Raw genomic sequence first — 20,509 nt, forward strand, 5'->3', positions numbered from 1 at the left:
GTTTCGAGGCATGCTTCCGAGAGGGCGGCACGGCCGCGCCCTGGAGCTTTGTCATGTTGGAAACCCATCAAGTGACTGAACATCACCCCAAACTCGGCGAATTCGGCTACGCCGGCGACGATCACGTCGTTCCCTTCGAGGTCGGTCCGCTCGACGTACGCGGCCGCACCGTTCAGCTCGGGCCGATGCTCGACGCCATCCTGAGCCGCCACGACTATCCCGAGCCGGTTGCCCGCCTGCTGGCGGAAACCTGTGTGCTGACGGTGCTGCTCGGCACATCGCTCAAGTTCGAGGGCAAATTCATCCTGCAGACCCGCACCGATGGTCCGGTCGATATGCTAGTCGCGGATTTTTCCACGCCTACGGCACTGCGGGCCTATGCGCGTTTCGATGCCGACCGGCTTGAGGCGCTGGTCGCGGCGGGCGAAACGTCTCAGCAGACGCTGCTCGGCAGCGGCGTGCTGGCGCTGACCATCGACCAGGGTGCTCACACGCAGCGCTATCAGGGCATTGTCCAGCTCGACGGCGAAACGCTCGAAGACGCGGCACGTACCTATTTCCGCCAGTCGGAGCAGATTCCGACCGATCTCAGGCTTTCGGTGGCCAAGCTGTTGACGCCCGGCATCGGTGGCGCACGCGAACAGTGGCGCGCCGGTGGTATCCTGGCGCAGTTCCTGCCGCAGTCGCCCGAGCGCATGCGTGTGCCGGACCTGCCGGGTGGCGATGGCGATCCGCGCGACGAAATCCACGATCCGGCCGACAATTCCTGGCAGGAACTGCTGGCGTTGCTCGGCACCATCGAGCCGACCGAGCTGATTGACCCGACGATCGGTGCCGAGCGGCTGCTCTACAGGCTGTTCCACGAGCATGGCGTGCGCGTCTTCGGCGGTGTTCCGGTCGCCGATCAGTGTTCGTGTTCGCGAGACAAGATCCGCGGCATCCTCGAGGGCTTCTCCGCGCAGGAGATCAAGGACAGCACCGAGGATGGCGGCATCCACGTCGCCTGCGAATTCTGCTCGAAGCAATATGACTTCGACCCGGCGGAATTCGCGGCGGCTCAGTGAAATGCCTTCCTTCTCCCTATTCACGGGGAGAAGGTGCCCGAAGGGCGGATGAGGGGCAGCGCGAACTTTGGCGAATGGCCGCGCACATCCGCTGCTGTATGCATGGGAGACAATCTCACCAGTCTGACGCCGCCCCTCATTGCCCTGCCGGGCATTTCTCCCCGTGACGGGGAGAAAGACGCTGTCGCGGAGGATTTCGCCAATCGCCCGACTGTCCTAATTCACCGTGCGCCGCGTGTCCGGCAGGTCGAGCGAGAAGGCGGGGATGGCGATGTCGAACGCCTCGCCCCGCTTGTTGCGCATCGTGTAGTGCCCGACCATGATCCCTGACGGTGTCGAAAGTGGGCAGCCGGACGTGTATTGATAGCTGTCGCCGGGATTGAGTTCGGGCTGGTCGCCGACGACGCCGGCGCCGCGCACTTCCTCGACCCGGCCGGTGCCGTCGGTGATGTGCCAATAGCGCGACAACAGCTGCACGAACTCGTCCGACTGGTTGTCGATCGTTATCTGATAGCCCCAGACATAGCGGTTCTCGGACGGATCCGAGCGATCCTCCAGATAGAACGGCCTGACCTGCACTTCGATGTTGCGCGTCACGGCGCGGTACATAAGCGACTCCAAAACAGTCCCGGCAACCTTCGGCGCTCCTCGCGGGCTGGTCAACGGTGCGCCCCGTCATTCCGACCTGATAGGCAGGTGCCGACAAAGAATGTCATTTAAGTGACACATGACAATGATGGTGTGCTCCAACCAGTGCCTGGCGACTCGGGCGCTCTGTCGAACTGTCGAAAGCGGTCGCCATGGAGACCGGCTTTCCCTGGAGTGACCGGATCTCGATGGAACTCACTCTCATAGCCGCCTTGCTTTCGACTGTTCTCATTGTCTCAAACCTCGCCAGCATCGTGCTCGCCGCTTCGCGTCTGAAGCGACGCCGCATCATCGCGCCGCCGACCGGCAAGTCGCAGCCGGTGTCGATCGTCGTGCCGTCGCGTGGCGTCGAGCCGTTCACGCATGAGACGCTGGAGCGCGCCTTCTCGCTCGACTGGCCGCGCTACGAACTGATCTTCTGCGTCGCCCATGCCGATGATCCGGTGGTCAGATTGATCCGCGCCGCCATCGCCCGTTTTCCGGCAGTGCCGGCCCGCCTGTTGCTCGGCGACGACCGCATCAGCGCGAATCCGAAGCTCAACAATTGCGTCAAGGGTTGGGAAGCGGCGCGCCACGACTGGGTCGTCCTGGCCGATTCCAACGTGTTGATGCCTGAAGATTACGTCCAGCACCTGATGGCGGCCTGGCGGCCGGACACCGGCCTTGTCTGCTCGACGCCGATCGGCTCGCGGCCGGACGGCTTCTGGGCCGAAGTCGAATGTGCCTTCCTCAACACGCTGCAGGCGCGCTGGCAATATGCCGGCGAGGCGCTTGGCCTTGGCTTTGCCCAGGGCAAGAGCATGTTGTGGAACAAACCGATGCTCGACGCCAGCGGCGGCATCCGCGCGCTGGCCGCCGAGATCGCCGAGGACGCTGCCGCGACCAAGCTGGTCAACGGCCTCGGCCTGCGCGTCAATCTCGTCGCCTCGCCCTTCGAGCAGCCGCTCGGCCGGCGCTCGCTCGGCGAGATCTGGTCGCGCCAGGCGCGTTGGGCGCGCCTGCGCCGTGTCACCTTCCCGCTGTTCTTCGCGCCCGAGATCCTGACCGGCGCGGCGGTGCCGCTGATGCTTGCGCTGGTCGCGGCGGCAAGCGCCGGCTCCAGTCTGCCGCTGACCCTCCTCGCCGTGCTGGCAGCCTTCTATCTTCCGGAATGCGCCCTGGCCTCGGCCAAGGGCTGGCATCTGTCGCCCCGCATGATCGCGGCGATGGTGGTGCGCGACATGATCCTGCCGGTGACGTGGGCACGCGGCTGGCTCGGCGGCGCCGTCGACTGGCGCGGCAACGCGATGACCATCGGCACCAAGGCGGCCGAACTGGAAGAGACGCCGTCGAGCGCCTGACGGCCAAAACCTCTGTTATTTGGCCTTCAGCGCCTGCGCGATATCCTTGAGCAGATCGTCGGTATCCTCCAAGCCGACCGAAAGCCTGAGCGTGCCCGGCCCGATGCCGAGTTCCGCGCGGGCCTCGTCGGTCAAATTCTTGTGCGTCGTTGTCGCCGGATGGGTGATCAGGCTCTTGGCGTCGCCGAGATTGTTGGAGATCAGCACGATATCGAGCGCGTTCTGCAAGGCGAAGGCCGCCTGCTTGCCGCCCTTCACATCGAGGCAGATCAGCGTTGAGCCGCCCGACATCTGCTTCTTGACGATCGCCGCCTGCGGGTGATCAGCACGGCCGGGATAGATGACGCGGGCGATCTGTGGCTGCTCGGCGAGGAAGTCGGCGATCTTGCCGGCGCTCTCCGTCTGCTGCCGCACGCGCAGCGGCAGCGTTTCCAGGCCCTTCAGCAACGTCCAGGCGTTGAAGGGCGACAGGCTGGGGCCGGTGTGGCGGAAATAGTCGTGCAGGTTCTCGTCGATCCACTTCTTGTCCGACAGGATGACGCCGCCAAGGCACCGTCCTTGGCCGTCAATGTGCTTGGTCGCCGAATAGACGACGATATGCGCGCCAAGCTGCAAGGGTTTCTGCTGCAAGGGGGTGGCAAAGACATTGTCGACGACGAGCCGCGCGCCGATCGAATTGGCGAGTGAGGCAACCGCGGCGATGTCGACGACTTCCAGCGTCGGGTTGGTCGGGCTTTCCAGGAAGAACAGCTTGGTGTTCGGCCTGACCGCTTTTTCCCAGTTGGCGATGTCGGTGCCGTCGACCAGCGTTGCCTCGATGCCGTATCGAGGCGCCAGGGTCTCGACCACCCAGCGGCAGGAGCCGAACAGCGCGCGCGCCGCCACGATATGGTCGCCGGCCTTGACGCTGCACAGAAGGGCGGCGGTCACCGCCGCCATGCCCGACGCGGTGGCGCGTGCATCCTCGGCGCCTTCCAGCGCGCACATGCGCTTTTCGAACATGTCGACCGTCGGATTGGCGTAGCGTGAATAGATGAAGCCCGGCTCCTCGCCCTTGAAGCGGGCTTCGGCGGCCTGCGCCGTCTCATAGACATAGCCCTGGGTGAGGTACATCGCCTCGGAGGTTTCGCCGAATTGGGAACGCAGGGTTCCGGCGTGTACGAGTGCCGTCTGAGGCTTCCAGTTGCGCTTCTTGGTGCTCATCGCTCTTGTTCCAGACACAAAAAAACCGGCCGCGAAAGTCGCAACCGGTCCATACGGCCTTGCGGCCCGACGGTCCTTTAGCGACTTGTTTAACGTGGCTGCAAGCCGACCGGCCAAATCACCACGGGATAACGACCCTTTAGACCCGCGCCACGCTTGCGTCAATTGCCGGCTTGATTAAGAGGTTTGTACCAGGCAGGTTCCGCGAAAGTGTTCCACGGTTTTGCGGCAAGAACCTGCGACAAGAAAAACGTCTGGCCTAGGAGTGGAGCCTTGCGGCAGACAGGCATTCTTCCCGATCAGGACATTTCGGCGCTGTTCCAGTCCGGTGCGCTGAAGTCGTCGCGCGCGCTGGATGCCGACCAGATCCAGCCGGCCAGCCTTGATCTGAGGCTCGGCGACAAGGCATGGCGGGTGCGGGCCTCCTTCCTGCCCGGCCCCAGCCACAAGGTTTCGGAAAAGCTCGACCGGCTGAAGCTGCACGAGATTGATCTTGCCGACGGCGCGGTGCTGGAAACCGGCTGCGTCTACATCGTACCATTGCTCGAAAGCCTTGCGCTGCCGGCGGAGATTTCGGCTTCGGCCAATCCGAAGAGCTCGACCGGGCGGCTCGACATCTTCACCCGTGTCATGACCGACCGTGGCCACGAGTTCGACAAGATCGCGGCCGGCTATCACGGGCCGCTCTACCTGGAAGTCAGCCCGCGCACCTTCCCGATTGTTGTGCGCACCGGCTCGCGGCTGTCGCAGATTCGCTTCCGCACCGGCAATGCGCTGCTGTCGGAAGCCGAGCTGCATGAATTGCATCGCGCCGAGATGCTGGTCGCCACCGAGCCGCCGAACATTTCCGGTGGCGGCATCGCACTGTCGATCGACCTCAATGGCGATGAGAATGGCCTGGTCGGCTATCGCGGCAAGCATCACACCGGTCTCGTCGACGTCGACAAGCGCGCCGCGCAGGAGGTTGTCGATTTCTGGGAGCCGATCCACAAGAGTGGCGCCGGCGAGCTGGTGCTTGATCCCGACGAGTTCTACATCCTCGTCAGCCAGGAGGCGGTGCATGTGCCGCCGCTCTATGCCGCCGAGATGACACCCTTCGATCCGCTGGTCGGCGAGTTCCGCGTCCACTATGCCGGTTTCTTCGATCCGGGCTTCGGTCATTCCGCGGCCGGTGGCACCGGCAGCCGGGCGGTGCTCGAAGTGCGCAGCCACGAAGTGCCGTTCATCCTCGATCATGGCCAGATCGTCGGCCGGCTGGTCTATGAGCATATGCTGAAGCGGCCGCAGGCGCTCTACGGCACCGACCTCGGCTCAAACTACCAGGCGCAGGGCCTGAAGCTGTCCAAGCATTTCCGCCCCGCGCGCTGAACCACATTGCCATCAGGCAAGATACCTTGCCTGTGCTGGCTCATCATGCTTGGCTGCTTTGCTGGTCTTCAGGATGCCAGCGTTCAAGGGGAACCAAGAAAATGCGGATTTCAAAATGGATCGTATCGGCAGCGGGCGCTGCCATGCTGGTTGTGGCGGCTGGCTCTTTGTCGGCGCAGGCCGCGGAGAAACTGAAAATCGGCACCGAGGGCGCCTATCCGCCGTTCAACACCATCACCTCGGACGGCAAGGTGGTCGGCTTCGATATCGACATCGCCAATGCGCTGTGTGCCCAGATGAAGGTCGAGTGCGAAATCGTCACCCAGGATTGGGATGGCATCATTCCCGCCCTGCAGGCCAAGAAGTTCGATGCCATCATCGCGTCGATGAGCATCACCGAGGAGCGCAAGAAGCAGGTCTCCTTCACCAACAAATACTATACGACGCCGCTTGCTTTGGTGGCGCCGAAGGACAGCGATCTCACCTCGACCGAACCGGCGGCGCTTGCCGGCAAGACGGTTGGCGCCCAGGCTTCGACCACGCAGGCCGACTATGCCCAGAATACCTATGGCAAGGCGGGCGCGGAGGCGAAGCTTTACCCGACGCAGGAAGAGGCGATCACCGACCTGACCAACGGCCGGCTTGATGCCGTGATCTCGGACAAGTTCGTGCTGGTGGACTGGCTGAAGAAGGCGAGCGACGGCTGCTGCAAGCTGGTCGGCGACGTCAAGGGCACCGAGACGCAAGCCGGCATCGCCGTTCGCCTGGAAGACACGGCATTGCGCGACAAGCTCAACGCGGCAATCGACGCCATCGTCGCCGACGGCACCTACAAGAAGATCCAGGCCAAGTATTTCGACTTCGATATCTATTGAGGGTGAAGAGCGTCTCTTCCTTCTCCCCTTGTGGGAGAAGGTGTCGCCGCAGGCGACGGATGAGGGGTGTTCCAGGGAACGCCAACGCCTCACTCCACTGGAACACCCCTCATCCGTCTCGGCGCTGCGCGCCGATCCACCTTCTCCCACAGGGGGAGAAGGGTAGGGGCACTACATCAAAGCGCCTTCACCGCCACGTTGACTGGCTGCTCGATCTCGAGAGGATTGCGCAGCGGCAGGCCGAAATCCCTGGCCTCTATCTCGAACACGTCGCCGGCCTCGGTCCTGATGCCGTCGGCGAAGGACAGCGTCGCCGTTCCGAACATGTGCACGTGCACGTCGCCGGGCTGGCGGAAGGCTGAGTATTTGAAATGGTGATGTTCGAGATTGGCGATGGTGTGCGACATGTTCGCTTCGCCCGACAGGAACGGCTTTTCCCACAGCGTCTTGCCGTCGCGCACGATGCGCGAGGTGCCGCGGATGTCGGACGGCAGGTCGCCGATCAGGATCTCCGGTCCGAACGACGCGTTGCGCAGCTTGGAATGGGCGAGGAAGAGATAGTTCACGCGCTCGGTCACGTGATCGGAAAACTCGTTCGACAGCGTGAAGCCGACGCGGAATGGCGCGCCGTCGTCGCCGATCACATAGATGCCGGCGATCTCGGGCTCCTCGCCGGCATCCATGGCGAAAGCCGGCGACATCAGGGCTGCACCTGGCGCCACCGCCATCGTGCCGTTGCCCTTGTAGAACCATTCCGGCTGCACGCCGACCTGGCCTTTCGCGGGTTTGCCGCCCTCCAGCCCCATGCGGAACATCTTCATGGAATCGGTGAGCTGCTCCTCGCCGTCGGTGCTGAGCTTCTTGTGCATGGAATCGCGCGTCGCCGCTGAGCCGAGATGCGTCAAGCCCGTGCCGGTGAGGTGGAGATGCGCGGGGTCGGGATGGTTGATCGGCGACACCAGCCGCCCCTTCTTGTAGGCGGCGTCGAGGTCGATGGTTTCACCGAAGCCCTTGCGTTCGATCAGCGCGACGAGGCCGACGCCGGTGCGGGCGGCCTCCATGGCCAGCGAATAGACGCTGCGCGCCCCGTTGATGATCCGGGTCTTGCCGCCATTGCGGGCAACGACGCGGATGGTCTCGGCGTCATCGAGAATCTGGGAGATCAGCATGATGAATCCTCTCTCATTTGCCTTGGCATGGCTGCCGGCGCGGCAAACCTTCCCAAGCGCGGCCGGGACGTTGTCCATGCCACGGTTGAAATTCTCCGTTCGGATTGCGCTCGCGGGCCCGGTCCCTCGGGCGACTTCTTCGTGCCGCCCGGCAGTGCCGCGATGTGACCCGTATGCCTTCCTGTTTCCTCAACCCTTGTTCTTGTTGTAGACGTCGAACACCACGGCGCCGAGCAGCACCAGGCCTTTCACCACCTGTTGCCAATCCACGTTGACGCCCATGATCGACATGCCGTTGTTCATGACGCCCATGATGAAGCCGCCGACCACCGCGCCGATGACCTGGCCGACGCCGCCCATGGCCGAAGCGCCGCCGATGAACACCGCGGCGATGACGTCGAGCTCGCTGCCGAGGCCCGCCGCCGGCACGGCCTGCCCAAGGCGTGCCGCGATGATCAGGCCGCCAAGCGCCGACAGCACGCCCATGTTGACGAACACCATAAGGGTCAGCCGTTCGGTCTTGATGCCCGACAGCTGCGCCGCCTTGGCATTGCCGCCCATGGCGTAGATGCGGCGGCCGATCGTCATGCGTTTGGTGACGAAGACGAACAGCGCGATCAGCACGCCCATCACCATGAGAACGATCGGCAAGCCCTTGTAGGTGGCGAATTGGTAGACCAGGAACAGCGCGAGCGCACTGGTCACCAGGGTCTTCACGACGAACAGGGCGAAGGGCTCGGCTTCATAGCCATGCTGCTCGCGGGTGCGCCGTGCCCTGAGCCCGAAATAGGCATAGGCGAGCACGGCGACGACGCCGATCAGGATCGTCGTCATATGCAGCGTCAGGCCGCTGCCGATGATGGTCTTGCCGGCGGCGTTCACGGTCGGCGGGATCAGCGTCAAGGGGCCGATCACATCGGGAATGAAGCCGGAACTGAGTGCCTTGAAGCCGTCCGGAAGCGGCCCCACCGAAGACCCGCCGCCCAGCAGCGCCTGGCAGATGCCGCGGAAGATCAGCATTCCCGCCAGCGTGACGATGAAGCTCGGTATTCGGTGATAGGCAATCCAGTAGCCCTGAGCCGCGCCGATGCCGCCGCCGATGATGAGGCAGATGATCGACACAACCAGCGGATTGCTGAATGGGCCGAGCGGCCAAATGACCATCATCATCGCCGCCAGCGCGCCGATGAAACCGGCCACGGAGCCGACACTGAGGTCGATATGACCCGAAACAATCACCAAAAGCATGCCCAGCGCCATCACGATGATGAAGGAATTCTGCTGGACGAGGTTGCTCAGGTTCACCGGCTTGAACAGTGTGCCGGAGGTGGTGAACTGGAAGAACACCATGATGGCGATCAGCGCCAGGATCAGGCCATATTCGCGCAAATTGGTGATCAGCGCCGAGACGGCGACGCGCGGTCCCTGCTGCACATCCTCGGCGACGCCGCTTTTCGGCGCGGGAGCGCTTTCGGTGCTCATGATGCTTTTCCTTCTCCCCGAACGATGGCCCGCATGATCTTTTCCTGGCTGGCGTCGCTCGCTGCCATTTCGCCGACCATACGGCCTTCATTCATGACGTAGATGCGGTCGGTGATGCCGAGCAGTTCCGGCATCTCCGACGAGATGACGATGATCGCCTTACCCTCGGAGGCGAGGCGGGCGATGATGGTGTAGATTTCGTACTTGGCGCCGACGTCGATGCCGCGCGTCGGCTCGTCGAGGATCAGCACTTCCGGATTGGCAAACAGCCATTTCGACAGCACGACCTTCTGTTGATTGCCGCCCGACAGATTGCCGGTCATCTGATAGACGCTGGACGAGCGGATGTTGGTCTTGGCCTTGTAGTCGTTGGCGACGGCGAGTTCGCGCAGGTCGTCGATCACGGCGTGACGCGACACGCCGGGAAGGTTGGCCAGCGTAATGTTGTGCTTGATGTGATCGATGAGGTTGAGACCGTAGGTCTTGCGGTCCTCGGTGACGTAGGCAATGCCGTGTTCCACCGCCTTGCTCACCGAAGAGACATCGATCGGCTTGCCCTTGAGCAGCACCTCGCCAGTGATGCGGCGGCCATAGGAGCGGCCAAACAGGCTCATCGCGAATTCGGTGCGCCCGGCCCCCATCAGCCCGGCGATACCCACCACCTCGCCCTTGCGGACATTGATATCGATGCCCTTGATCACCTGCCGCTCGGCATGGATCGGGTGATAGACCGACCAGTTCTTCACCTGGAGCACGACATCACCGATCTTCGGCTCGCGCGGCGGATAGCGGTCGTCAAGCGAGCGGCCGACCATCGAGGTGATGATGCGGTCTTCCGATATGTCTTTCTTGGCCAGCGTCTCGATGGTTCGCCCGTCGCGGATGATGGTGACCTTGTCGGCGACCCGGTTCACCTCGTTGAGCTTGTGCGAGATCAGGATCGAGGTGATGCCTTGCCGCTTGAACTCGAGCAGCAGGTCGAGCAGCGCCTGGCTGTCCTTTTCCGACAGGCTCGCCGTCGGCTCGTCGAGGATCAGCAGCTTCACTTCCTTGCTGAGCGCCTTGGCGATCTCGACCAGCTGCTGCTTGCCGACGCCGATGTTGGTGATCAGCGTCTTGGGGTCCTCCTTGAGGCCCACCTTCTTCAGCAAGGCGCTGGTGCGTGTCTCGTTGGCATTCCAGTCGATGATGCCAAATCTGGCGTGTTCATTGCCAAGGAAAATGTTTTCGGCGATCGACAGCATCGGCACCAGCGCAAGCTCCTGGTGGATGATGACGATGCCCTTGTGTTCGCTGTCGTGAATGCCTTTGAAATGGCATTCCTCGCCACGGTAGACGATCGCGCCATCATAGGTGCCGGACGCATAAACGCCTGACAGCACCTTCATCAGCGTCGATTTGCCGGCGCCGTTCTCGCCGACCACGGCATGGATCTCGCCTTCCTCGACGCTGAGGTTGACGTTCGACAGCGCCTTCACGCCGGGGAACGTCTTGGTGATGTCGCGCATCTCCAAAATCGTCGAGGCCATCAGGAATACCGCTCCTCCGAGGTCCGGAACAATGCCGGGGGGCTAGTATGCGAATTTTGGATTCGCCGCGCTAGCAAAAAGGGGCCCCGCTGTGCGCGGGACCCCAGGCTTTGCAAATGCGATTACTTCAGGTCTTCGGCCTTGATATAGCCGGAGTCGACCACCAGTGCCTGGTAGTTCGACTTGTCGACTTCATGCGGCGTCAGCAGGATCGAGGGAACGACCTTGACGTCGTTGTTGTAGGTCTTGGTGTCGAGGCCTTCCGGCTTGCCGCCCGAGAGCACCTTGTCGACCAGGCCGACAGTGGCCTTGGCCAGTTCGCGGGTGTCCTTGAACACGGTCGAGTACTGCTCGCCCGAGATGATCAGCTTGACCGAAGCGGTCTCGGCGTCCTGGCCGGTCACAACAGGCCAGGGCTGAGCGGCCGTGCCGTAGCCCACGGCGCGCAGCGAGGCGGTGATACCACGCGACAGGCCGTCATAAGGCGACAGAACGCCATCGACGCGGCTGCCGTCCGAGTAGTTGGCGGAGAGCAGATTGTCCATGCGGGCCTGGGCGGTTGCCGCCAGCCAGCGCAGCGTGCCGACCTTGTCCATGCCCATCTGGCCGGACTTCACGACCAGCACCTTGCTGTCGATCAGCGGCTGAAGAACGGACATGGCGCCGTTGTAGAAGAAGAAGGCGTTGTTATCGTCGGGCGAACCGCCGAACAGTTCGATGTTGAACGGACCCTTCTTGTCCGGGTAGCCCAGGCCCTTGAGCAGCGAATTGGCCTGGATGACGCCGACGCCGAAATTGTCGAAGGTGGTGTAGTAGTCGACATTTGCGGTCTTCTTGATCAGGCGGTCATAGGCGACGACGACGACACCGGCGTCAGCGGCCTTCTGCAGCGCGTCCGACAGCGTGGTGCCGTCGATGGAGGCGATGATCAGTGCCTTCGGACCCTTGGTGATTTCGTTTTCCAGCTGGCTGAGCTGGTTGGGGATGTCATCCTGCGCGTATTGCAGGTCTACGGTGTAGCCGAGAGCCTCGAGCTGGGACTTGACGGCGTCGCCGTCGTTGATCCAGCGCTGCGAGGTCTTGGTGGGCATCAGCACGCCTACCAGACCTTTGTCGGCCGCGTAGGCGGTGGCCGACATGGCCGCGATGCTGACCGCCAAGGCGGCGACTAATGTCTTGATGATTTTCACTTAACTCTCCCTGGTTGATGGACGCGGCACCCCGGGGGTCGCGGGCCGCGCAATCGTGCAGAAGCGCCAAGGCACTGCTGCCGTCATATCGATCTCCGGTATCCTCCCATGGCTCCGAGCCGCTGATTTCAATCGATACGATTTTTCTCGTCAGCGACCGTGGCGTCTCGGAACGCGCGAAGGGTGTGGCCCTTTGCCATAACTGTCAAATGCGATCTTTGATGGTTGCTATATCACTATTGGTATGTGCTATGAGACGTCGCGGGACCGCCGGCAATCCCGGCCGGCGGCGAGCGGAGGCGGCGAAAAAGCCATGGTGGCGCTACGGAATCCGACAGCGGTTTCAAATGGTTACAGCGAAATGCCGGGCGACGGCGAAACCCTGCTGCGCAGCGGTCTCAGCCTGCGTCACATGCGCATGATCGTTGCGCTCGACGATCATGGCCGGGTGAGCGCGGCAGCCCAGGTCATGAACATCTCGCAGCCAGCGGCCTCGCGCATGATCGGTGAGATGGAGGCCGTGCTCGAGGTCAAGCTGTGTGAAAGGCTGCCGCGCGGCATCACGTTGACGCCGTACGGAAAGGCGCTGGCTAGGCGCGCGCGCTCGATCCTGCTGGAGATGCGCGAGGTCGACCGCGAGATTTCCGAGCTCAAGGCGGGCAAGGGCGGTTCGGTGTTCCTGGGTGCCGTGACGGCGCCGGCGATCGAACTGGCGGTGCCGGCGATTCGCGAGATCCGCCGCATCTATCCGCGCATCGAGATCACCATGCAGGTCGAGACCTCCAACGTGCTGGCGCGCGAACTGATCGCCATGCGCCATGACTTCATCATCGCGCGCATCCCCGACGATCTCAATCCACGCCTGTTCGAGTCGCGCGTCATCGGCGTCGAGAAGGCCTGCCTGATCGTGCGCCGGGGCCATCCGCTCACCAAGGGCAAGGTGGTGCGTCTGGAGGAGACCGCCGGCTATGACTGGGTCTTCCAGTCGGGCGGTTCGCCCTTGCGCCAGGCGATGGAGAGCAATTTCCTCAACCGCAACATCGCCCTGCCAGACCGCATCCTCAACACCAGCTCGCTGCTCTTGACCCTGGTCATGGTCGCGCAGTCCGACGCCATCGCGCCGGTCTCGGTCCAGGTCGCGAAATTCATCCAGAATCCCGACGGGCTGGCCGGCGCCATCGACGTCGTCCACACCGAATTCGACATCGAGGTCAGGCCCTACAGCCTGATCACCGTGAAAAACCGCGTGCTGTCGCCGGCCGCCAAGATGCTGCACGACTTCATCCTGCGGGAGGTGGGATAGCGGCCACTTCGGGCATCCTGCCTGACGCACGAGGTCGCTCCCAGGTCCGACCGCCAACGGCGATGCCATCGCCGGCGATAACCTCGGCCCCGGAGCCAGTCGGTCCCGACCTCTGCAACCTAAGGTGAGGGACTATACATTCCTCGAGAGCGCCATATGTTCCTTAGCCAATGAACCTTTCAAACAACGAGCAATGGGGACACATGAAAGGCGTGGCGATATTAACCGAGGCTCGTAGCGGCTCCGAATGGCTTGGCAGTCTCACCAACAGCACCGGCACACTTGGCAATTCGGCCGAATGGCTCGATACCATCAATCTGGGATTCAAGCCGAAATCGTTCGACGAACTTCTTTCCGCTGTGATCGATCGCGGCGGGACGGCGAATGGCAGGTTCGCGGTAAAGTTATTCCCACGGCATCTTCACTGGTCGCAGGCGAAATATGGAGCCGACTTCCTCGCCGAATGCGTCAGTCGCCATGATATGGGATTGGTCCTGCTGGAACGGAGGGACCGCCTTCGTCAAGCAATTTCCCATTGTCGGGCGAAGGCAACCGGCCATTGGAAAAGCACGATGATCGGCGCGGATTTGGTTCCGCAATACGACTTCGCGGGCATCTGCCAGGCCTACTTCCTGATCGAACAGAGCTATGCCTTCTGGGAGGCCTATTTGCGCATAATCAATCTGCCTTACGACCATTTCTTCTATGAAGACCTGTTGGACGATCCTCGTCCTTATGTCGAATCGATGGCCCGGCAGTTGTCGGTTGAAATGCCAGACGGAGAGTTCAAGACGAACTTACGGTTGCAGCGGGACACATACACCGAAGACTGGGTAGAGCGGTTCCAAAATGACGCCAGATCCACGAGCCCATTGGCCCATCTCCCCGAAAACGTGGCGCCGCGCAACATCGACAATCTCGCTCGCTTCCTTCTGAAGAAGCAGATGCGAATCAGCCAAGCGTAGACAGCCTGTTCGGACCTTCCGGAATGTGGGTGCTGGAGCGGGTAGCGAGAATCGAACCCGCGCGTTCAGCTTGGGAAGCTGGCCGGGGCGGCCGTCAACACCCCCGACGCTAAGGCGATCATCAGCAAGCGCTCCCGGGCATGGCCTGCAAAGTTCTAAATCTGCGATCGTATGGAGATCCCGTCTCGTCCGAAGACGTGGACACGCTGTCCAGTCATGGTTACGGGCACGAGGTCGCCGGGACGGACCTGCGGATTGGCCGGCAGCTTGATCGACAACAATTCTTCCTGGCCATCAACGCCAGCATAGGCGATGGTTTCGCTTCCAAGCCGCTCAACGACTGCAATCCTCGCCTGGCAAATCTGCCGACCTTCGCCACCGATGGCCAGACTTTCCGGCCGGATGCCGACCGTCACGTCCTCTCCCGGTTGAGCCGGCACTTCATCGCCGAGCTGCACGGCTATCCCACCGGCCACCGCCATCTGCCGCCCTTCGACGACGTCTATCTTTGCAGCGAGGAAATTCATCTTCGGCGAACCGATAAACTGGGCGACGAAGCGATTTGCAGGGTGTTCATAGAGGTCTATCGGCGCCCCGACCTGTTCGATGCGGCCTGCATTCAGAACCACGATCCGGTCGGCCAGCGTCATCGCCTCGACCTGGTCATGGGTCACGTAGATCATCGTCGCCTTCAGGCGCTGGTGCAGGCGTGCGATCTCGAGCCGCATCTGCACGCGAAGTGCCGCATCGAGGTTGGAGAGGGGCTCGTCGAACAGGAACACGTCCGGGTTGCGGATGATCGCGCGGCCGATCGCGACGCGCTGGCGCTGCCCGCCTGACAGTTGCTTGGGCCGGCGATCGAGAAGCGGCGTCAGCTGCAGGATATCGGCGACCTCGGCGAGCTTTTTTGTAACCTCATCTTTGCCGGCATGCGACAATCGAAGACCGAAGGTGATGTTGTCGGCGACGCTCATATGGGGGAAGAGCGCATAGGACTGGAATACCATGGCGATGCCGCGCCGAGCCGGCGGGACATGGGTGACATCACGGTCACGGATCGAGATCATGCCAGAACTCGTCGTCTCTAGGCCCGAGATCATGCGGAGCAGCGTGGACTTGCCGCAGCCTGACGGTCCTACGAAGACGACAAACTCGCCCGACTGGATGTCGAGTTCGATACCTTTGATGATGTGGACATCGCCGAAGGATTTACGGATATTCTTGAGAGTAAGGGTGCTCATGCGATCTTTCCGGGTCAGCCTTTGACGGCCCCCATGGTCATGCCTTTTATGAAATAGCGCTGGAAGAAAAGGAAAACGATCAGAGTCGGCAGGCTGGCTATCAGCGACAATGCGCCTTGGATGCCCCAAGCGACGCTGTACTGCCCCTGCAGGAACACCAGGCCGAGCATGATCGTGCGCTTGTCGTCGGATTGCGTGAAGATCAGCGGCCAAAGGAAGTCGTTCCAGATCCAGGTGAACTGTAGTGTCGACAGCACTGCCAGCGCCGGCAGGCTGAGTGGCAGGGCGACCTTGGTCAACACCTGCCATTCGCTGGCGCCTTCAATGATGGCGGCTTCCCGGAGCGCCGCCGGCACGGTGGCGAAGAAGTTGCGCATCATCAGCGTGCAGATCGGGATGCCCATGGCGATGTGCACGAAGATCATCGGCCAGAGCGTGTCGAGCAGGCCAAGTCCGTTGAAGAGGCGGAAGAGCGGGATCAAGATCACTTGCGGCGGGAAGAACATGCCGGCAACGATCGCCAGGAACAGGACGTCGCTGCCGCGGAACGGCAGCTTAGCGAAGACGTAGCCGGAGAGGATTCCGAGCACGATAGAGCCTGCTGTCGCCGGGACGGCGATCAACAGCGTGTTTAGGAAATAGGTGTGGATCGCCGGGTCGGCGAGCACGGTCCTGAAGTTGTCGAGATAGAGGCTGGTCGGGAAGCTCCAGAGTTTGCCGAGAGCGATGTCCTCGGTGGTCTTCAGCGACGATAGGAGCACGCCGATCGTCGGGGCAAGGAAGAGCAGCGCGAGCACTGCCAGACATACGAAGATTGCCGCTTGCCACGGGTTGAAGGAGGGCATGGCGGCGGAGGCAAGGCGATCATTCATAGATTTCGTCGACTTTCCTCAACTGGCGGAAATAGGCGAAGATGATAGCGAGCGCGATGAGGAACAGAACGACTGAAATCGCACTGCCGTAGCCCATGTGATATTTCTTGAAGGACTCGTTATACATGTGCATGGCGAGCGTGTCGGAGCTGTTGAAAGGGCCACCGCCGGTCATGATGTAGAGGATGTCGAAGCCCTTTAGCGAGTTGATGACGCCGAGTGCCACCACCACCACGGTGGCCGGACGCAGCAGCGGCAGGACGACTTGCCGGATGCGCTGACCGGAGCTGGCGCCTTCGATATGGCAGACCTCGATGAGGTCAGGCGGAATGGCGGTCAGGCCGGCAAGGAAAATCACCATGGCGAGGCCGGTCTGCTGCCAGGACCAGGCTGCAATCACCGCGTAAAGGGCTGTCCCGGGCTTGGCGAGCCAGGCGAAATGGCTGTTGCCGCCGGTGACCAAGTTGATCGCCGTATTGAGCAGGCCCCAGTCCGGTTGGTAAATCCATACCCAGATCTGTCCCACGACAATCGCCGAGAGGCAGATCGGTAGATAGAAGATCGACTTGAAGACCGAAGCGCCGGGAACCTGCGAGTCGATCAGCAGGGCCAGGACAAGGCCAAGGCCCGTCGGCACGATTACGGCAGCCAGCATCCAGATCACGGTGTTCACCGCCGCTCTCGTGAAAAGCGGATCGTGAAAGATCTGCAGGAAGTTGTCGAATCCCACATACCGATAGTCGGCGCTGAAACCGTTCCAGTTGGTGATGCTGTAGTAGAACGAGCTGAACAGTGGCCAGACCACGAGGATCCCGAACACGGCAAGCGGCGGGATCAGCATCGCCACCCGCCACAGCGTCTTGTCCTTCTCCAAATTCATCTTCCTTCAACCGTCAGTGCCGGCCGATATCATTGAATCGGCCGGCCCCTTTATGACGAGACGTCGCTTACTGCTTGAATGCTGCGGCTGCGGCAGTTTGCGTCTGGTCGAGCATCGACTGGACCTCGCCAGGATTGTCAAGAAACTGGGAGAACATTGAGAGGCCCACTTCAGAGACCGCCGGAGGCGTGGCAAGGTCGTAATTGAAGGCGAAGGCCGGTGCATGCTTCACCACATCGAGCGCGTGCTGCATCACTGGGGTGTAGGTCTTGGGATTGACCTTCTCATTGGCCGACAAGGCTCCTTGGATCGAGGCCCACTTCGCCTGAACGTCGGGCTTGGAGATCATGAATGCGAGGAGCTTCTCGGCTCCCTCCATGTTCTTGGCATTCGCCGCGATTACCAGGCCGTCGACAGGACCGACGGCAGCGCGCGGAACACCTTCCTTGACGGTCGGGAACTCGAAGAAGTCATAGTCGGCATCGGTGAACTTGTTGGTGTTCCAGTAGCCGGTGATCCAGGTGCCCATCAGGGTCATCGCCGCCTCGCCGCGTTGCACCTGGTCGGCGGCGTCCGTCCAGTCATAGGCGTTGGGAGTCTTGGTGAAGTCGCCGGCCTCCAGCAACTGCTTCCAGAGTTCCATGGCCTGCGCGACTTCAGGGTCGGTATAGGAGGCGGTGCCGGCCATTAGCTTTGCGCGATACTCCGGTCCGGCGGTCCTGAGCAGCAGGTAGTCGAACCAGAACTGCGCCGGCCAACGGTTCTTCGAGCCGAGCGCGATCGGCGTGACGCCGGCTGCCTTCAGCTTGTCGCACATCGCCTTGAACTCGTCCCAGGTCTTCGGCATTTCGGTGATACCGGCCTTTTGCAGGATCTTCTTGTTGTAGAAGATGCCGGCATAGTGATAGCCAAACGGGATCAGGTAACGGTGGCCGTTATAGAGGGTCGCGCCGTCGGCGATCGGCTTGGCGACAATCGCGTCGAGATCGGCGGCCTTCCACATGTCGTCGATCGGATGCAGGCTCTTCGAATTGATGATGAACTGTGTCTTTGCGCCCGCCCAGTAGCTGAACACGTCGGGCAGGTTGCCACCGGCTGCCCGCACCAGGATGCCGGTCTTGAAGTCCTCGTGTCCGATCGGGCTGTCCTTCACCGTGATGCCGGTTTCCTTGTTGAATTCGGCGAAGATCTGCTTGAGGCCGTCGAGGCCGAGATCGCCGGTGAAATAGTGGCTGATGGTGACTTCTCCGCCTGCAAGGACCTGCTGAACCGGCAGCGCGGCCATGAGGCCGGACGCCAGCACCGAGACCATCAAGGCGCGTCGTGTTGTTTTGAACATCTGTTCCTCCCTCGGACCGCCAAACTAAAAGTTTGACAATGTTAAACTATGTGCGCAGCACGAGAATATGAAAGTCAGGGATTTGCCATCCTGTCAATAAAAAGTGTTGCATACGGCTATTTTTTCTGAATTATCACTCTCATACGAAGCGATTGTCGATTATTTGTTGCCCTATGTTTAACTTGTGGTTTGCATATGTTAAACAAGGGTGTGGCAACAAAAGATCCCGAGACGAAAAAATGAGATTGCTGAAATCATTGGCGCGTGGATTGGAAGCCCTCGACTACCTGGTCGCCCAAGGCGGACCGGTCAGGTTGACCGAGCTTGCTTCGGCGCTCGGCGTCGACAAATCCAACGCCTCGCATCTGCTTCAGACCCTTGTGGCGGGCGGCTATGCCGACCAGGTCGAAGGTCGGCGCTACCAGGCCTCGGCCAAGGTGGCAACCGATCCGTCGCCTTCCCTCGAGGACATCATCGACGTTCGCGATCGACTGCGTCCGGCGCTGGCCGCGCTCGTCGAGGAAACCCGCGAATGCGCCCATGTGGCTGTGCTGGTCGGCAGCCGCGTCTGGTATATCGACCAGATCGCCTCGCCGCTGCCGTTGAAGGTTGACCATCCGATCGGGTCCCTTGCGCCCCTGCACTGCACGGCCCTGGGTAAGGCGTTTCTCGCCTTTGGCGGTGCAAATCCGCCGTCAAAGTTCGAGCAGCACACGCCAAAATCGATCGTTACCCAGCTTGCGCTGAATGCCGAGGTCGCCGCGACCCGTAAGCGAGGCTTTGCGCTTGATGACGAGGAATACACGCTCGGCATACGTTGCGCCGCCGTGCCGATCTACAACACGCGTGGACAGATGGTGGCGGCGATTGGCGTGTCCGGTCCCACCGCACGTATCGACGATATTCGTTTCGCCGAACTCGGCCAGACCGTGTTGGCACAAATCGACAAGATCAAACCTGGGGTATTGAATGTTTTATGACCGCTTGCGCGTGGCCATGATCGGCACGGGCCGGATTTCCGACCTGCACGCAATCGAATATTGCCAGAACCCTCACGCGGAGATCGTCGCGCTCTGCGATCGGGATACGGAATCGGCAAGAAGCCGGGCATCAGCCTGGGGCGTCGAGAATGCACGGATCGTCGAAGATTACAGGACCATCCTGGCCGACCCGGAAATCGACCTGGTCGAAATCCTGCTGCCGCACCACCTGCATTGCTCGGTGACGCTCGCGGCGATCGAGGCGGGAAAGGTCGTGTCGCTGCAGAAGCCGATGTGTGTCGATCTCGCCGAAGCGGATAAAGTGGTGGAGGCTGCCGCGAACGCCCGCGCACCGGTCAAGGTGTTCGAAAATTTCATCTTCTATCCTCCCGTGATGAAGGCGAAGTCGCTCGTGGATGAAGGCGCGATCGGCACCCCTCTCACCATCCGTATCAAGAGCAATCCCGGCCGGTCGCAGACAGCCTGGAACGTCCCGCATGCCGCGGACGCCTGGCGGCAGGAGCGGTCGCAGTCTGGCGGCGGGCCGCTGGTGTTCGACGACGGCCATCACAAGTTCGCGCTCGCCTGGCACTTCATGGGCAATCCGGAAGAGGTGCATGCCTTCATCGGCGAGACGCAGCGGCAGGACGGGTTCTGTTTCGATGCCCCGGCCATGGTCTCGTTCCGGTTCCCCGGCAACCGCATGGGCAATCTCGAAGTAGTCTATTCACCTGAACTCGACATCATCACCCGCCACTATGCCCAAGACGATCGTGTCGAGATCACCGGCACCAAGGGCGTCATGTGGATCAATTGCGGTCACGGCCGCCTTGGCGATCCCCCGCCGCTCGCCCTCTATCGGGACGGCGAACTCCGCACTTTCCACGGCATGGAAACCGGCTGGGAGGCGAGCTTCGTGCACTCGACACGGCATTTCATCGAGGCGTTGCGCAGCGGCACGGCTCCTTCTCTGACCGCTGGCGAAGGCCGTCAGGTGCTCCGGTTCGCGCTGGCAGCTGAAGAGTCGGCGCGCACCGGCAAGACAGTCGAGCTCAGGTGAG

Annotated in this window: 18 protein-coding genes and 1 riboswitch; of the genes, 8 read left to right on the forward strand and 10 right to left on the reverse strand. The window is 61.8% G+C overall.

What is annotated here, in order from left to right; all coding sequences use genetic code 11:
- Positions 1-53 precede the first annotated feature (53 nt).
- Complete coding sequence (locus OOJ09_RS16445) at positions 54-1,064, forward strand: Hsp33 family molecular chaperone (protein ID WP_269906180.1); 1,011 nt, start codon at positions 54-56, stop codon at positions 1,062-1,064.
- A gap of 216 nt (positions 1,065-1,280) precedes the next feature.
- Here the strand turns inward: OOJ09_RS16445 and apaG are convergent, their stop codons facing one another.
- Positions 1,281-1,673, reverse strand: coding sequence for a Co2+/Mg2+ efflux protein ApaG (gene apaG / locus OOJ09_RS16450; protein ID WP_269906181.1), 393 nt, complete (start codon positions 1,671-1,673; stop codon positions 1,281-1,283).
- A gap of 227 nt (positions 1,674-1,900) precedes the next feature.
- On the opposite strand from apaG, the gene OOJ09_RS16455 reads away from it, so the two are divergent.
- The gene (locus OOJ09_RS16455) at positions 1,901-3,052 is read left to right on the forward strand and encodes a ceramide glucosyltransferase (protein WP_269906182.1); all 1,152 of its coding nucleotides are present in this window, start codon (positions 1,901-1,903) and stop codon (positions 3,050-3,052) included.
- 15 nt (positions 3,053-3,067) lie between these two features.
- On the opposite strand, the gene OOJ09_RS16460 is transcribed toward OOJ09_RS16455, so the two are convergent.
- Positions 3,068-4,255, reverse strand: a complete 1,188-nt coding sequence (locus OOJ09_RS16460) for an O-succinylhomoserine sulfhydrylase (protein WP_269906183.1) — start codon at positions 4,253-4,255, stop codon at positions 3,068-3,070.
- Positions 4,256-4,312: 57 nt separating this feature from the next.
- A riboswitch (SAM riboswitch) is annotated at positions 4,313-4,390 on the reverse strand.
- A 138-nt stretch (positions 4,391-4,528) separates the two neighbouring features.
- Here OOJ09_RS16460 and OOJ09_RS16465 point away from each other — a divergent pair.
- Positions 4,529-5,623: a 2'-deoxycytidine 5'-triphosphate deaminase gene (locus OOJ09_RS16465; protein WP_269906184.1), complete on the forward strand. Its 1,095-nt coding sequence runs from the start codon at positions 4,529-4,531 to the stop codon at positions 5,621-5,623.
- 101 nt (positions 5,624-5,724) lie between these two features.
- The gene (locus OOJ09_RS16470; RefSeq protein WP_269906185.1) at positions 5,725-6,498 is read left to right on the forward strand and encodes an ABC transporter substrate-binding protein; all 774 of its coding nucleotides are present in this window, start codon (positions 5,725-5,727) and stop codon (positions 6,496-6,498) included.
- A gap of 176 nt (positions 6,499-6,674) precedes the next feature.
- Here OOJ09_RS16470 and araD1 read toward each other — a convergent pair whose 3' ends face one another.
- The 4 genes from araD1 to chvE form a co-directional block, all read right to left on the reverse strand.
- A complete protein-coding gene (araD1, locus tag OOJ09_RS16475) occupies positions 6,675-7,667 on the reverse strand; it encodes an AraD1 family protein (protein ID WP_269906186.1) in 993 nt (330 codons plus the stop codon).
- A gap of 189 nt (positions 7,668-7,856) precedes the next feature.
- The gene (gene mmsB / locus OOJ09_RS16480; RefSeq protein WP_269906187.1) at positions 7,857-9,149 is read right to left on the reverse strand and encodes a multiple monosaccharide ABC transporter permease; all 1,293 of its coding nucleotides are present in this window, start codon (positions 9,147-9,149) and stop codon (positions 7,857-7,859) included.
- The gene (mmsA, locus tag OOJ09_RS16485; RefSeq protein ID WP_269906188.1) at positions 9,146-10,678 is read right to left on the reverse strand and encodes a multiple monosaccharide ABC transporter ATP-binding protein; all 1,533 of its coding nucleotides are present in this window, start codon (positions 10,676-10,678) and stop codon (positions 9,146-9,148) included. The genes mmsB and mmsA overlap by 4 nt, the downstream gene beginning before the upstream one ends.
- Before the next feature lie 122 nt (positions 10,679-10,800).
- The gene (gene chvE, locus OOJ09_RS16490) at positions 10,801-11,868 is read right to left on the reverse strand and encodes a multiple monosaccharide ABC transporter substrate-binding protein (protein WP_091579787.1); all 1,068 of its coding nucleotides are present in this window, start codon (positions 11,866-11,868) and stop codon (positions 10,801-10,803) included.
- A gap of 313 nt (positions 11,869-12,181) precedes the next feature.
- On the opposite strand from chvE, the gene OOJ09_RS16495 reads away from it, so the two are divergent.
- Together OOJ09_RS16495 and OOJ09_RS16500 are read left to right on the forward strand one after the other, a co-directional pair.
- Complete coding sequence (locus tag OOJ09_RS16495; protein ID WP_269906189.1) at positions 12,182-13,171, forward strand: LysR family transcriptional regulator; 990 nt, start codon at positions 12,182-12,184, stop codon at positions 13,169-13,171.
- A gap of 170 nt (positions 13,172-13,341) precedes the next feature.
- Entirely contained in the window at positions 13,342-14,136 is a 795-nt protein-coding gene (locus OOJ09_RS16500) for a Stf0 family sulfotransferase (protein WP_269906190.1), read from the forward strand.
- A gap of 155 nt (positions 14,137-14,291) precedes the next feature.
- On the opposite strand, the gene OOJ09_RS16505 is transcribed toward OOJ09_RS16500, so the two are convergent.
- The 4 genes from OOJ09_RS16505 to OOJ09_RS16520 all read right to left on the reverse strand — a co-directional run bounded on the left by OOJ09_RS16505 (position 14,292) and on the right by OOJ09_RS16520 (position 18,468).
- Complete coding sequence (locus OOJ09_RS16505; RefSeq protein WP_269906191.1) at positions 14,292-15,377, reverse strand: ABC transporter ATP-binding protein; 1,086 nt, start codon at positions 15,375-15,377, stop codon at positions 14,292-14,294.
- Positions 15,378-15,391: 14 nt separating this feature from the next.
- Positions 15,392-16,249 carry a carbohydrate ABC transporter permease gene (locus OOJ09_RS16510; RefSeq protein ID WP_269906192.1) on the reverse strand — a complete coding sequence of 286 codons (858 nt, stop codon included), beginning with the start codon at positions 16,247-16,249 and terminating at the stop codon, positions 15,392-15,394.
- Positions 16,242-17,129: a carbohydrate ABC transporter permease gene (locus tag OOJ09_RS16515; RefSeq protein WP_269906193.1), complete on the reverse strand. Its 888-nt coding sequence runs from the start codon at positions 17,127-17,129 to the stop codon at positions 16,242-16,244. The genes OOJ09_RS16510 and OOJ09_RS16515 overlap by 8 nt, the downstream gene beginning before the upstream one ends.
- Before the next feature lie 67 nt (positions 17,130-17,196).
- Positions 17,197-18,468 carry an ABC transporter substrate-binding protein gene (locus OOJ09_RS16520; RefSeq protein WP_269906194.1) on the reverse strand — a complete coding sequence of 424 codons (1,272 nt, stop codon included), beginning with the start codon at positions 18,466-18,468 and terminating at the stop codon, positions 17,197-17,199.
- A gap of 239 nt (positions 18,469-18,707) precedes the next feature.
- Here OOJ09_RS16520 and OOJ09_RS16525 point away from each other — a divergent pair, with 239 nt between their 5' ends.
- Positions 18,708-19,448 carry an IclR family transcriptional regulator gene (locus OOJ09_RS16525; RefSeq protein ID WP_269906276.1) on the forward strand — a complete coding sequence of 247 codons (741 nt, stop codon included), beginning with the start codon at positions 18,708-18,710 and terminating at the stop codon, positions 19,446-19,448.
- Positions 19,438-20,508, forward strand: coding sequence for a Gfo/Idh/MocA family protein (locus tag OOJ09_RS16530; RefSeq protein ID WP_269906195.1), 1,071 nt, complete (start codon positions 19,438-19,440; stop codon positions 20,506-20,508). Before OOJ09_RS16525 ends, OOJ09_RS16530 begins: the two co-directional genes overlap by 11 nt.
- Position 20,509: the final 1 nt, after the last annotated feature.

The sequence above is a fragment of the Mesorhizobium qingshengii genome (genome assembly GCF_027563465.1).
In the GTDB taxonomy this organism is placed as follows: Bacteria; Pseudomonadota; Alphaproteobacteria; order Rhizobiales; family Rhizobiaceae; genus Mesorhizobium; species Mesorhizobium qingshengii_A.